The organism is Desulfobaculum xiamenense (assembly GCF_011927665.1).
Taxonomy (GTDB): Bacteria; Desulfobacterota; Desulfovibrionia; order Desulfovibrionales; family Desulfovibrionaceae; genus Desulfobaculum; species Desulfobaculum xiamenense.
In genome coordinates, this window is the sequence record NZ_JAATJA010000001.1 from 1,286,062 (window position 1) to 1,298,345 (window position 12,284).

Annotated in this window: 13 protein-coding genes and 2 pseudogenes; 7 read left to right on the plus strand and 8 right to left on the minus strand. The window is 57.9% G+C overall.

Translation table 11 applies throughout. The annotated features are described in order from the left end of the window. The first annotated feature begins 5 nt into the window (after window positions 1-5). The 6 genes from GGQ74_RS05940 to GGQ74_RS05970 all read left to right on the plus strand — a co-directional run bounded on the left by GGQ74_RS05940 (window position 6) and on the right by GGQ74_RS05970 (window position 3,925). A complete protein-coding gene (locus tag GGQ74_RS05940; protein ID WP_167940582.1) occupies window positions 6-533 on the plus strand; it encodes a siphovirus Gp157 family protein in 528 nt (175 codons plus the stop codon). A gap of 99 nt (window positions 534-632) precedes the next feature. Further along, window positions 633-983 (plus strand): hypothetical protein, encoded by a 351-nt coding sequence (locus tag GGQ74_RS05945; protein WP_167940583.1) that lies wholly within the window; start codon window positions 633-635, stop codon window positions 981-983. Continuing rightward, window positions 980-1,219: a hypothetical protein gene (locus GGQ74_RS05950; protein ID WP_167940584.1), complete on the plus strand. Its 240-nt coding sequence runs from the start codon at window positions 980-982 to the stop codon at window positions 1,217-1,219. Before GGQ74_RS05945 ends, GGQ74_RS05950 begins: the two co-directional genes overlap by 4 nt. Window positions 1,220-1,400: 181 nt before the next feature. Continuing rightward, window positions 1,401-1,682, plus strand: coding sequence for a hypothetical protein (locus GGQ74_RS05955; protein WP_167940585.1), 282 nt, complete (start codon window positions 1,401-1,403; stop codon window positions 1,680-1,682). After that, window positions 1,679-2,464 carry a DNA cytosine methyltransferase gene (locus GGQ74_RS16565; protein ID WP_425338083.1) on the plus strand — a complete coding sequence of 262 codons (786 nt, stop codon included), beginning with the start codon at window positions 1,679-1,681 and terminating at the stop codon, window positions 2,462-2,464. The genes GGQ74_RS05955 and GGQ74_RS16565 overlap by 4 nt, the downstream gene beginning before the upstream one ends. A 438-nt stretch (window positions 2,465-2,902) precedes the next feature. Continuing rightward, window positions 2,903-3,925: a tyrosine-type recombinase/integrase gene (locus GGQ74_RS05970; protein WP_342448582.1), complete on the plus strand. Its 1,023-nt coding sequence runs from the start codon at window positions 2,903-2,905 to the stop codon at window positions 3,923-3,925. A 598-nt stretch (window positions 3,926-4,523) separates the two neighbouring features. Here GGQ74_RS05970 and GGQ74_RS16160 read toward each other — a convergent pair. The 6 genes and pseudogenes from GGQ74_RS16160 to GGQ74_RS16570 form a co-directional block, all read right to left on the minus strand. Then, on the minus strand, window positions 4,524-6,428 hold the full coding sequence (locus GGQ74_RS16160; protein WP_209280073.1) for a topoisomerase DNA-binding C4 zinc finger domain-containing protein: 1,905 nt from the start codon (window positions 6,426-6,428) through the stop codon (window positions 4,524-4,526). A gap of 254 nt (window positions 6,429-6,682) precedes the next feature. Further along, the gene (locus tag GGQ74_RS05980; protein ID WP_209280074.1) at window positions 6,683-7,456 is read right to left on the minus strand and encodes a PP2C family serine/threonine-protein phosphatase; all 774 of its coding nucleotides are present in this window, start codon (window positions 7,454-7,456) and stop codon (window positions 6,683-6,685) included. Next, a complete protein-coding gene (locus tag GGQ74_RS05985) occupies window positions 7,434-8,111 on the minus strand; it encodes a vWA domain-containing protein (protein ID WP_167940589.1) in 678 nt (225 codons plus the stop codon). The genes GGQ74_RS05980 and GGQ74_RS05985 overlap by 23 nt, the downstream gene beginning before the upstream one ends. Before the next feature lie 202 nt (window positions 8,112-8,313). Beyond that, window positions 8,314-8,499 (minus strand): annotated as a pseudogene (locus tag GGQ74_RS16250) (transposase); the annotation flags it as partial. 230 nt (window positions 8,500-8,729) lie between these two features. Further along, window positions 8,730-9,440, minus strand: coding sequence for a hypothetical protein (locus tag GGQ74_RS05995; RefSeq protein ID WP_245168129.1), 711 nt, complete (start codon window positions 9,438-9,440; stop codon window positions 8,730-8,732). A 194-nt stretch (window positions 9,441-9,634) separates the two neighbouring features. Next, window positions 9,635-10,084 (minus strand): annotated as a pseudogene (locus GGQ74_RS16570) (MuF-C-terminal domain-containing protein); the annotation flags it as partial. Here GGQ74_RS16570 and GGQ74_RS06005 point away from each other — a divergent pair. After that, on the plus strand, window positions 10,044-11,183 hold the full coding sequence (locus GGQ74_RS06005; protein WP_167940592.1) for an RHS repeat domain-containing protein: 1,140 nt from the start codon (window positions 10,044-10,046) through the stop codon (window positions 11,181-11,183). The pseudogene GGQ74_RS16570 and the gene GGQ74_RS06005 sit on opposite strands and share 41 nt — an antisense overlap. 226 nt (window positions 11,184-11,409) lie before the next feature. On the opposite strand, the gene GGQ74_RS06010 is transcribed toward GGQ74_RS06005, so the two are convergent. Together GGQ74_RS06010 and GGQ74_RS06015 are read right to left on the minus strand one after the other, a co-directional pair. Continuing rightward, window positions 11,410-11,658 carry a hypothetical protein gene (locus tag GGQ74_RS06010; RefSeq protein ID WP_167940593.1) on the minus strand — a complete coding sequence of 83 codons (249 nt, stop codon included), beginning with the start codon at window positions 11,656-11,658 and terminating at the stop codon, window positions 11,410-11,412. Continuing rightward, complete coding sequence (locus GGQ74_RS06015) at window positions 11,655-12,074, minus strand: putative peptidoglycan-binding domain-containing protein (protein ID WP_167940594.1); 420 nt, start codon at window positions 12,072-12,074, stop codon at window positions 11,655-11,657. Before GGQ74_RS06015 ends, GGQ74_RS06010 begins: the two co-directional genes overlap by 4 nt. Window positions 12,075-12,284 lie beyond the last annotated feature (210 nt).

The window sequence follows — 12,284 nt, forward strand, 5'->3', positions numbered from 1 at the left end:
CCATCATGCTCAGGATCCACGACACGGAGCAGGCAATCCATGATCTGTTCGACGCAGCCGAGGAAATGGCATCCCGGCCCGAGGACTTCACCGACGAGGAACGCGCTGAAATCCAGCGTGCGCTGGAAGAACAAGCCGATCTCCTCGCCAGCGAGGAGGCGGAACACGCGGACCGCTACGCCTTCGTGATTCGCAAGCGTCTCGACGAGGCGAGCTTTCTCCGCGAGGAGGCCCAGCGACTCCACGAGAGGGCGCGCGCCGTCGAGAACAACGTGGCGCGATTCAAGACCACGCTGATCGACGCCTTCAGACGGCACGGCATCCAGAAGATCAAGGGCGCGAAGTACACGGTGTTCCTGCGCACGGCCGAATCCGTGACCCTCGACGTCGATCCCGAGAACCTGCCGTCCGAATTCAGGAACGAGGTGATCGAGTACAAGCCGCGCAAGGCCGACATCAAGGCCGCAATCAAGGCGGGCGGCACCGTGCCCGGAGCGCGGATCGTGGAGAATGTCAGCCTCACCATCCGCTAACCCGGACGAGGCTCACGATACTTGCGAACAGTCCCCTTCCCTCCAACCGTCCCCGGCCCGACACCCCCCTTCGCTGGGCCGGGGGCACAGGAGAGCGCCATGCATAACGCAAACGCAACCGGCATCGTCTTCGGCGTGGTCAAGGCACGCGCCCTGCTCCGGTCCCTCGTGATCGGACCGGGACCGAAGCTCCCCCCGCGCGAGGACGCCATGCTCTGGGAAGCCTATCAGGCCCTGAATCAGGCCGAGGGAGCCATCGAAAACGCCATCGGCCTGCGCGGCGAACTTGCCGACCACGAGGCCCTGCGACAGGTCGCCGACCGCATTGAGACGGACGAGGCCATCCAGGACGCCCGCGAATCCGCAACCGCCCCCATGTCCGCAGCCCTGCGCCGCGAACAGGCCGGATGCGAGGAATCCCACCGCCGCCGCGACGAAGCCGCGGCGTGACGGGGACGAAGATCATGCGCAACCGCAACAGCAACGGCTCCATCCACACTCCCCTTCCGGGCGTGTTCCCCGAGATACGGCGCGGGGAACGCGTCCGGGTAAGGACCAGCGCAGGCGACCACAGAAAGAGCTTCGCCATGTCCGGCGTCGAATATGATCGCCAGCTCGGCTGGGGCCTGCGCGTGGCAGGCGAAGGCTTCGTGAAGGTCCACGACCTGCTGGGGATTCTGCCGTGAGCACCCCAAGGGAACGAAGACAAAACCGTGACGCTCACAACAATCGAACATCGCACGTTCCGGAACACATCTCTGCTAAGACGCTGCCCCCCCCCACGCATCGCCTAACCCCACCCCTTCCCCTGCCCGGAACGTTCTGTTCCGGGCGCGGATAAGGGATGGAGAGATAGGAGGAATCCGAATGACCGTCCTCTATAGACCAGGCCTGTGCGAACTGTGCGAGAACAATGTCGAGAACAGGGGAAAGGTTTGTGTGCTCGAAAGAAAGCACATCCGCGTCAACGCAAAGACGGGCGAGCCCTACATCTACCGAACGGACACTGTCTTTCACCCCATCATCCGGCGCAACGCTGGCATTCCGGGCTGGCACAACATCGAAGGGCCGTATCCTGCGAAATGTGGAAACTTCCGCAAACGCAAGGACGCACTTGACCATGTTAGTACAGACAAACCGAACACATGACCACCGCCCAGCCAACACCGGCACCGACCGTCGGGGAACTCTTCGCAGGGATCGGCGGAATGAGCCTCGGCCTCGCATGGGCGGGATTCAATGTTCGATGGCAGGTAGAAATAGATGAATGGTGCAGACGCATACTCGAAAGCCACTGGCCAGACGCCATACGCTTCGACGACATCCGAACTCTCGACCCAGACAGTCTGGCTCCCGTTGATCTCATCTGCGGAGGCTACCCCTGCCAACCATTTTCCAACGCCGGAAAGCGAAAGGGCTCGCGCGATGACCGCCACCTCTGGCCGGAGGTTGTTCGCATCCTTCGCCATCTCCGAAGGATGGAACGACACCCCGCTTGGTGCCTGTTTGAAAACGTTGATGGCCACGTCTCAATGGGCCTCGACAGCGTGCTTTCTGACCTGGAGGGAATCGGCTACACCTGCTGGCCGCTCATTGTTCCAGCTTGTGCCGTCGGGGCACGACACCAAAGAAATCGAGTCTGGATTGTGGCCAACGCCAAACGCGACTTGTTTCAAGGGCGGCCGGCTCTCGCCTCGAAAGGATGTGGCCAATCCACTCAAGAACAACTGGCAGGACTTCTGTTCCCTTGTCCTTGGCCATCGCTATCCGTCGCCAGAGCTTTCCGAGCTGGTGATGGGTTTTCCCGACAAGTGGACAGAAACAGGGCCATCGGAAATGCCGTCGTCCCACAGGTTGCATACATGATGGGCATGGCAATCCGGACCGCGCACGAGATCCACAATCTCCCCTACGCAGGAGACCCCACATGACCAAACCCACCGCCGAAGCCCTCCGCCTCACCCTGCTCCACCGCGGCCCGCTTCCGCGGGACTTCGGCATCTGGTGAATCGCAATCGTAAACCTCAGAGTGAGGAGCGACATGCCCCGCCACAAAGGCTCTGCCACAATCCGACAGGAATACCTGTCCCGCCCGCAGGCAGCGAGATTCTGCGGAGTCAGCCCCCGAACGTTCCGGCGGTGGGAAGAGTCCTACGCAATCCCGGCGAAAGGACCCGAACGAAATCGGTTTCTTATCGCTGACCTCTCCGCATTCATGGACAACCCTGAAGAATTCCTCGCAACGAGACGAGGAAGCGCCCGACGCCCTGCAACTGGCTTCACTCCGGTTGTCGTGCGTTGAAAATTACGGCATGACCGTGGACATGAAACCTGTAACGGCAAGAGCCACAACGGATGGACGATGGTTCGTGTCCTATCGTGTGCAGGGCAAGAAGAGCCCTGTTCGCGAATACTTCGGACGCGGAAAGACTGGGGAACAGACGGCGAAAATCCGTGCTGCAGAGCTTAACCTGTCCAAGACCAAGGGAGAAACCCTTGGGCGGACATCAACGGACATCTATCTGGATGAACTGGCACAAGTATACTTGGACGACGCTAAACGGCGCGGAGTCTCCGAGTATTGGCGCAAGGAATTCACCGCGCTCCTCAACACCACGATTCTCCCGGCACTCTCTTCGCGTCCCGTCGATCAGATTTCCTTCGCGGACATCGTGCGCATGGCCGACGGCTGGGGCAAATCCGTTGCCACAACCAACCGCTATCTGGGATACCTGCGCGCTGTGTTCCGCTTCGGGCTGGACCAGGACATCACCACCGTCAACCCTCTTCGGAAATGGCGAAAGGCCAAGGAGACAACCAAGCGCGACTTCCGGCTGACCATGGAAGACTTCGAACGGATCCGCGCGAAGGCAATGCCCCACCTCGCCATTGCCATGGAGATCGAACTAATGACATGGGCTCGCCCCGGTCCGACGGAACTCTTCAAGCTCCACAAGCGCGACATCGACCCGGAAGCCAAGACCATCCGCATTCGCGGAACCAAGACGCCAACATCGGATCGCCTCATGCATCTTGATGGCGACGAAGTCTGCAGGCTGCTGGAAATCACAAGCCTCTCGAAATCGGGATACCTGATCGAATACGCAGGCGCACCGGTCAAGCAGATTGCCAGATCGTGGGCGGCTGCCGTCGAAGCTGCGGGCATCACCTACCATGTCACACCCTATGACATCCGCCACCTCGGCATATCCGAAGCCCTCAGAGCCGGGGCTGATCTCGCCGCCGTCTCCCAGATGGCGGGGCACGCCGACATCTCCACCACCCAACGCAAATACTACCACTGCCTCAAGGGTGAGAAGGCCAGAGCGGCCACCCTCAAGGCCAAGGCAGCCCGCCCAAAGGCTGGCAAAGTCGTCAACTTCCCACGATGATTTCTGGTACACACCTTGGTACACACGCACGCCGTTTTTGGTACACAATCGCCCATTTTTGTGTACCAAATCAAAAAAATCTTCAATTATTCCAGCATATGCTCTGACGCATCCTTCTTTGGGAGCAGGATGCCGGGGGTTCAAATCCCTCCGCCCCGACCACTCGACCGAAAACGGGTCGCGAGTAATGCTCGCGACCCGTTTTTTCGTTTTATAAGGTCCGCTGACAATCGCCCCTGTACGCGCACGGATGAATCGGCATCTGGTTGCGGTTGGTTTGGCACTCGAATCAGGCCTGTCATCCCCCAAAGAAAACGCCCGCCCCTCCTGAACACATGGTAACCTCCTCACCACGGACGACCAAATCCCAAGGAGGATCCCAATGCCAGACTCCCCAAAAGCCTCCCCCGCCGCTCATCTGGAGAAAAACGACCTTTTTTTTAAAACAAGCCCGTATCTTCCCCACTGGCCAACCTGTCCGAAGGATGGGGACCTCCTCTTGAACGCGAGAATGGACAGGGAGCGTAAATCGCATTTAAAAGTTCACTCCATGGCCACCAATTACAACCGCATTTACGATGCCATAGTCAAGCTTACATCAGATATTCCGTGTGCCCCTGCAGCGTGGATATTGCGAACAACCCCAAAATTTCCCGTAACGCCCTGAACGTTGCCGCATCAAAGAGCCACAACACGGGCAGGTGGGGGTGCTAGATGTGGCAATTGTTTGAGGTGGTGTAGGTGCTGTGGTGTGGGATATTGGGGAAGGTGGCGGCGTGAAACGGATCGGTGGTGTCATCATCAGTGAGACAGTTGATGCTGGAATCGATGCACCCAACGCGCGCAGGTCTTGTTCTGCTTGGGCGCGAACAGCAATCGCGTCGGTCAGCGCCCCGTCGCTTCTGGCCCTCGTGGGCAATGCGTCAAGCCGGGCTTTGGCGTTTCTCAGGGTCCCCAGCCCGTTGCGGATCGTGGATTCCAGCTTCGCCTTTTCTGCCGCAAATCGTCCACGCAACGCCCTTTCGTCGGCAATGTCCTGAGCGTTCGGCGTCCGGTCATACCTAAACCGGGACTCATGTCCCCGCCGCCACGCCATCAGCTTGCCGGTCATCACGTCACCAAAACCCGGCACTCGCAGCACGGCGGAATGGTTCACATCAGCGGCGGTCTCGATTCCGAAGGATATCAGTGTTGCCGTTTTCGCCGGGCCGATACCGGAGATATTCGCGCGCCGGACGGAGAAACGGTCAAGATAGGCCTGTCGCTGGCGCGACTCCCGGTTGGACTTCATCTCCATGAGTTCGCGGGCAAGCGCATCGTCATGGCCCTTGTAGACGCCGATTGCGGCGTCCAAATCGGCGCGCACCTTCATAACCTCAGTCATGCCGTTACGTTTGACAAAGGCATTCAACTCTCGCTGCACACTTTCATCGGCATTTTTGAAGGCCTGTTGAAACGGGCCGGGGTCAACTTCACGGTTGGAGAAGATGAGCCACCCCCAGATTGCTAGCCCGATCCACACAAACCACGCCGGGGCGACGGAGATGAAACCAGCGACTGCGCCGCCCATCATCAACAAGCCCATGAAAGCACTCCCGCGCTTCCCGCTCCTAGCTTGATTCAGTGCATTGCTGGCACCGCGCGGCGTAGCCGCAGCGGGAAGCAAGTCCGCGACCGTTGGGAAGCGAAATGCCAGAATCTCGCGGATTGCCTGTTCTGTGCCCCGCACATCGGTTGGGATATTCGATTCCACGGCGGTCAGGTCCGGGAACATGTCAAAACCGCTGTTGGCGATCAGCTTGCACCAGATACACCCACCGGCGGCGCTGGGGTAGTAGTGTGTCTTGACCTTGCTACACTGGTTCAGTGAGCCTTTCAGAGCCTTGAGGGCGTAAATCCAGTCCATCGCGCTCGGACGCGCGCCCGGTGTCAGGCCGAATGCGTTCTCGAATGCACGGGAGACAGCATCCGGGAACATATCGAGTGTCAGCGCGCCGGGTGGCGGCGTTGTCCGTGTTGCCGCTTGCCGGGTGAGCGAAAAGGCAAACCGGTTCTGGGCAATGGCTTCGCCCATGGAAATGTCCGGTCCCTTGTAGCACCCAGCGTAGGGGTGACGGCCCATGAAAAGAAGGTGGAAGATCGCAACCGCCAGCCCGAAGTTGTCGTGCTCTATAGTGCGCTCCACGTTTTCGAAGCGAATTCCGTGTAGTTCTGGCGGAGTGAATTCAGGAACGCCAACAACACAGGGGTAGGTCTTGCCATTCCGCCGAAACTGAAAGCTGTCGGCATCAATGATGGCAACTGTGGCGTCCTGCGCCACAAGCACGCCAGAATGGTTTAGATCGCCGATGACACATCCCGTCTGGTGCACCTCCCCAACGGCGCGCGCGACGTTCAATGCAGCGTGAACGAGAAACCGATAATCCGACTTCGGGAAATGGTGCTGGCGGGATTTGGGGCTATAGAGCTCATGTAGTTCACGGTGTGTTGGCACCAGCCGCATAGCGAACCCAAGGAATTCCCCCGTCGACGATGTTGCTACCTCCACAGGATACGTTACCAGAGTCGTCGCTTGACCAAGCCCCTCGGCGACCATGGCCCGTATTTTACCCTCACGGCTACCTCTGTTGTTCGGCTTGTAGAGCTTGACCGCCAGATCGGACTTCCCACTCAGGCGAAAAACGTCACCTTCGTTTCCACCCCCCAGTTTCTCCCCAACAGTGCACCGTTCCTTTCCTATTACTACGCTCGGCACGGTCAGCCCCCGGATATGAGGATGAGCGTCTTGTCGTCATCGGTGCGTTCGCAGACCGATGAACCGGCGAGATATGTGGCGAGCTTCGCCGATAGTTCGACAAGGCGGCCCTCACCCGATGCGACATCCACCGGTCGAAGCATGGGATCGAAGAACCGGGCGTGCGCGCTCTGTTCCAGATGCGACAACCCCAGATCTCCGACACCATCGGAAAACAGTGCAAATGCATCGTGTTTGCGTGGGTGGCGGGTGATGTTCAGACGCGGTTCGGGATCATCGGTTACAAAGTAGGTGGTGGACGCATATTCGCCGTTCTCAGGCCAGCACAGCACCTCCCACTCGGTGTTTTTCCGGCCGACAACGGCGCTATCGCCGATGTGGAGCGTTACAGCCTCATTCGGAGTGACAACGATTGCCGCCAGCGTCGCGGCGAATTGCCGGGGTGTAGATTCTCGCCGGGTAGCTATTGCCGATATTCGGTCCCGCAGTTCAGCAATCCAGTCCGCCAATATTTCATTGGGCGGCATGTCTGGATTGATGCGAACCCATTCCCGGAATCGAACCGAAAGGAAGCGGCAAGTAAGCCATGCGCCGTATGCACCAAATTTGGCGCTGCCTGCGCCATCCGAAACAACAGCGAAAATGCCGCCGTTTTCGAATGCGGCAACAGCGTAGGCATCTTGCAGCCTACCATCATTCTGAATGTGCGACGTTCCGATTACGGACGCGGACGCCCACCGCCAAGCCACAATTTCACCCTGCAACAGCCCAGCCATCCGGGGCGGCCGGGTTTTCGAGTGGGACGGCATCACCCGGGTTGGACTGAGAGACAGCGCTTAGGGAGCTGGACAGCCACTGGAATAGCTCCCTGAAGGCCAAGCCTTTCAGCTTGAGCGGCTGGCGTGTGGCGATCTGTCCAAGAACGTTCATATCCGCCTGTTCCACACCTACAGCATAGAACATGAATTCCTTGCTCTCTTCGCCTTGGTGCACCCGTCGCTTAGCCTCTTCCCAACTATCGGTCGGGGCGCCATCGGTAATAAGGAACACCCACGGGCGGTAATATTTAACACCATTCTCACGGTACCGATCTTTACGCTGACGGAGCATATTGAGCCCAGTCACAACCGCTTCGCCCATCGGCGTTGCATTGTCCGCCACCAGTGTTTCGGGATAAAAGTGATCCACTGTAGTAAAGTCGGATTTGATCTCGACTGGCCCAAAAGTGACCATAGCTAATTCCACGCGCTTTGCGGCCACTGCGTCGTTCATGAGTTCTTGGCGCAAAGTAGCTAATCCTTCATTTAATTCCGAAATTGGCTTACCGCTCATGGAATAGGATGTATCTAATAGGAGTATTACAGGGCATCTCTGCTCTGGGTTTTCCGCGAATTCCGCATCGCTGAATGGTTGTTGATCAAATTCACTCATGGAAATTACGCCCCCTTCACCCCGTTAATTTTTGTGTTGTGTTGCAGTGTCAATTTCGCAGTAGTTTCAGACACTCCTGTTTTAGTCTGCCCTTTGCCGCTACCCTCGTCAATCGTAACCGTCCGGAGAAATGACCTCTCCTCACATTTTCTGTTTTCTCCTGTTTGCCAGACACTTCATCAACACACTGATACCGTCATCTTTTCTTCGACGTACATTCGTTTGAGCAGTTGATTCTCGCGCTAAGCTCTTTCATGCGTGCCAGCGAGGCGTTCATGGCACCGTACTTGGATTGCCACTTGTAAAATGTGGTGCTGCTCATGGCGTGTTCTCGGCAAAGCTGGGCGACGGAATTTCCATTCTCGGCCTGCTTTAATATATTCAGGATCTATGCGTCGCTGTACCGTGATTTCTTCATGTAGAATCTCCTCCAATTGGGTTAGTGGAAATTTTACTTTTCAGAGCAACTATTTTGCTGGGGGATTACCTCACGCCCCCCCCCTCTCCGCCAGAGTGGATTGCTAATACAAAATGAGTATTGCCGTGATCACCTCTCCGTGGCGACGGACGTGTCCGCCGACAGCCGCGGCACACCCGCCACAAGGTTCTGGGTGAGGTTCAGCGCGCGGTCTTGAGATTCCCGGCGAGGTACTTAAGGAACATGAGGGACTTCACGTCCTGCACCAGCTGGTCCACGCGGTCGGAGTTACGCAGCATGTCCTGCACGTAGCGTGCGGCGTATCCGTAGAGCCTCGGCTGGCTGGTGGCGTCAATCTCGTACAGCGCATCGATGAATCCCCGCGCCGCGTCCATCTTGGAAAGCCATCCGTACAGCCCGCTCTTGTGCTCCCAAAGGATGCGCTCAATGTCCTCGGTCTCGAAGCCCGGAACGTCCTTGCGCTTGATGGCGTGGCGCATCCACCCCCGCGTCTTGAGCACGTCTGACACGGACTGGTGAAGCAGCGTCCTCAAAGCGCCCTGCGCCTTGTCGTCCGCGCCGGTGCGCGCCACCGCCGCGTTGATGACCTGCTCCATGGCGTCCACGGGAATGGCGTGGTCGTACACGTCCTCGGGCAGGCCCTGCACCTTGCCATACTCCCACCGCGCGCTGGGATACTGCGGCTTCAGCTCGCGCATCATGCGGGCGGCCCGAAGGTCTCCGGCCACGCCACCGTAGAAGTGCCGCCGATACAGGGTCTCGCCGGTTTTCTGATCCAACGCGCGGACATAGTGCGTGCCCCGCCGGACGTGGGGAAAATAGTTGTACACCCGGCCCATCGCGGACCGGTACTTCTCGATGGCACCGGGATTGTCGCGCATCTCGCGCATGCCCCGCAGGCGGTCGTAGACGGCGCGGACTCGACATGAAAGACGAAGTCCGGAGCCGTGGTCGCGCGGGAGAAGCGGGAGTCCGGGGCATGCGGCTTGACCACGCCCTTTTCGGTGAGTATCTTGTTTTTACTCCGAAGCTCGAAGGCCCTGGGCAATTGCAGCCCAGACATGCGTTGGGTTTCGGAGTACTTTGTTTTGTTCCAATAAAGCAGTCGCTTATTCGCAGCTTCCCGATTTATCCATTCTGCCGCTTTGCTCCTGCCATAGACACTTGCTATATCGTGGGCTTCAGTCTTGCCATCTCGAACGTTCAGATGAACAGCTGCAATGATAGGCAGCCCTGCATGCTCCATTTCCGTGAGCACGACCAAACTGTCCGCCATCGTGGCTGATTTGAAAATCATCAGCGGATCCGCAAGCTGCCTGGGCAAGTCCCGCAAGGCATCAAGCGCAATGCCATGCTTGAGCTTCGTGATCTTCTTCAGCACGCCCTGACGCATGGTCATAGCGAGATCACGCGCCCCCACGGCCCGCAGAACATCCGGGGTCCGGCACACGGTCAGCACGCGGCGAGGATGGATCCGGCCAGCCTCGAAGCGGATGGCGTCGACCACGCTGGATATATTCAAACGGGAAATCATCGGCGGCTCAACGACTGACTATCGATATGCGTACGACGAGGACGGAAGACTTTCCCGGGTGTTCGCCAACGGCGCGCTCACCGAAGCATACGAATACGACGCCGACGGTATCAGAATATCCGATCTGAACGCATACAGACGCGGCAAGAGCAAGACCTACCGATATGACGGGCATGGACAGCTCAAACAGGCAGGGGAAACGTATTTCGAACACGACGATGCTGGACGTCTGAGTTCTCGCTCTTTCCGCGGCTCTTCAACGGAATACCTGTACAACGACCGCGATTTCATCACGGACATCCTCATTCGAAACAATGGCGATCTTTCCCAAAGGATTCATTACACATACGACGCCAAGAATCGCCGCACCAGCATCTCGCTAAACGGTACGCTCACGACAACACTTGAATGGGACGGCTTGCGACTCAAACGCATGTTCGACGGTTCATGGTGGTCATTCGAATATGAAAACGACTGCATCCTCCCAACTCGCAGTGAAAGGAATTGCGAAAAATTCGCCTTGTCCTACGACCACGTCGGAAGTCTGCGATGCGCAACTGATGAACGTGGACATATCGTATTTGAAACTTTATACGACAGCTTTGGGAACACGATACAGATTTCAAACCCGGACTTCGGCATTCCTTTCGCTTTTGCGGGGGGATTGCATGACTACGAGACAGGGCTCATCCACTTCCTCTATCGCGATTACGCTCCAGATGTCGCCCGGTGGACGACCAAGGATCCTCTTGGATATGCGGCAGGCGACAAAGACCTCTACGGTTACTGCCTTGATGACCCGATCAACCTCAAGGATTTCACAGGAACAAAGGCTACGGCTGGTGATATATTCTTCGGAGCTGGAAGCGGATTTTACAAGGGTGCGCAAACTGGCGCAACGTTCTCAACTGGAGCCGGACTCGGACCTATACCCGGAGCGATAGCTGGGGGTTTTTTGGGATCTGCGCTTGGCATGCTCAGTACGATATTCGTATGTAAGGCAGTTGATGGCATCAATTCAACCATAGCGGTGTCACATAAGGACGACCTCGAAAATACCAAAAACAAAAAATACAGCCCCCGAATTGGCGGGAGATAATCAAGGGACAAAGGTCCACGCCGCATGAATCACAAAGCAATCGCAAACGGATTAGCCAAAAAGCTTCTCTCCACCTATCTGATATTTATGGCTTTCAGATATCTCGGCTTTTTTGAACTAGGATCCATCTGTCCAAGCATCGTGTGCGATCTTAGCTTTCTCTGGACCCTGATTTACATCCGAATTTATAGCGAGGATTAAGAGAAACAGAAAAAGAGCGAGCCCCTCACAACTCCCCCCGCTCCACCTTCAGGCGCACCCAGGCCTGAACGCGGGATGGCCATGCCATGACGACGGGGCGGCGGGCGCGGCCTACGCGGAGCTTGAAGAGGCAACCGGTCTCGAAGAGTTCCTGCGCGTGCTTGGTGCGAAGGGTGGTGAGGGAGAAGTAGGGGTGGGGGCCGTTGCGATGTTCGTAGTGAAACAGGCGTAGCCAGATTTCTTTCCACGTGGCGATGGCGCGTTCCTCGTTCATCGCACGCCCTCCCGCACGGCGATGGTTCGGTTGAGCCAGCCGAGGAGAAAGGTTCGTGCCCAGTCGCGGGCGGCAAGGCGGGTGTAGTGGCTCACGCGGCGCATGAGTAGGGAATCGAGGATGCCCAGCCCATGACCATCCCTGTTCGCCCTGCCGAGCACCGACAGCGTGTTGGGACCGATGTCGCCGTCCACGCGCAGGACCGCCCGCAGAGAAGAGCGCCGCTCGTTCAGCGCCACCTGAAGCCACACAGCGGTGCGCCTGCGCCCCACGTTCACCGCGGTATCGAACAGCACCGGTGCCAACTGCCACGACTGCGCCACCACATCGTCCAGACGAAGGCGGTACCAGAAGTAGCGCCGGTAGATGTCCGCCGCCTGCGCAGCGTCCATCGCTGCCACGTTCTGCCACGTCACGGTGCCGTCGCGATTCAGAACAGCATCCCGCAGGGCCGGTACGTGGACAGGCGGTTAACCAATGTTTTAAGGTGGTCAAACCAACGCATCATACTTTTGGAGCACGATGCCGGGGGTTCAAATCCCTCCGCCCCGACCACTCGACCGAAAACGGGTCGCGAGTAATGCTCGCGACCCGTTTTTTCGTTTTATAAGGTCCGCTGACAATCG

What these genes read in the sequence shown, in the direction of transcription:
- GGQ74_RS16160 (WP_209280073.1), bottom strand. Translation starts at nt 6,428, where the DNA reads ATGCGGCTGGTGCCAACACACCGTGAACTACATGAGCTCTATAGCCCC.
- GGQ74_RS05985 (WP_167940589.1), bottom strand. Translation starts at nt 8,111, where the DNA reads ATGAGTGAATTTGATCAACAACCATTCAGCGATGCGGAATTCGCGGAA.
- GGQ74_RS05980 (WP_209280074.1), bottom strand. Translation starts at nt 7,456, where the DNA reads ATGGCTGGGCTGTTGCAGGGTGAAATTGTGGCTTGGCGGTGGGCGTCC.
- GGQ74_RS05945 (WP_167940583.1), top strand. Translation starts at nt 633, where the DNA reads ATGCATAACGCAAACGCAACCGGCATCGTCTTCGGCGTGGTCAAGGCA.
- GGQ74_RS05995 (WP_245168129.1), bottom strand. Translation starts at nt 9,440, where the DNA reads ATGCGCGAGATGCGCGACAATCCCGGTGCCATCGAGAAGTACCGGTCC.
- GGQ74_RS06010 (WP_167940593.1), bottom strand. Translation starts at nt 11,658, where the DNA reads ATGAACGAGGAACGCGCCATCGCCACGTGGAAAGAAATCTGGCTACGC.
- GGQ74_RS05940 (WP_167940582.1), top strand. Translation starts at nt 6, where the DNA reads ATGCTCAGGATCCACGACACGGAGCAGGCAATCCATGATCTGTTCGAC.
- GGQ74_RS06005 (WP_167940592.1), top strand. Translation starts at nt 10,044, where the DNA reads ATGGCGTCGACCACGCTGGATATATTCAAACGGGAAATCATCGGCGGC.
- GGQ74_RS05955 (WP_167940585.1), top strand. Translation starts at nt 1,401, where the DNA reads ATGACCGTCCTCTATAGACCAGGCCTGTGCGAACTGTGCGAGAACAAT.
- GGQ74_RS16565 (WP_425338083.1), top strand. Translation starts at nt 1,679, where the DNA reads ATGACCACCGCCCAGCCAACACCGGCACCGACCGTCGGGGAACTCTTC.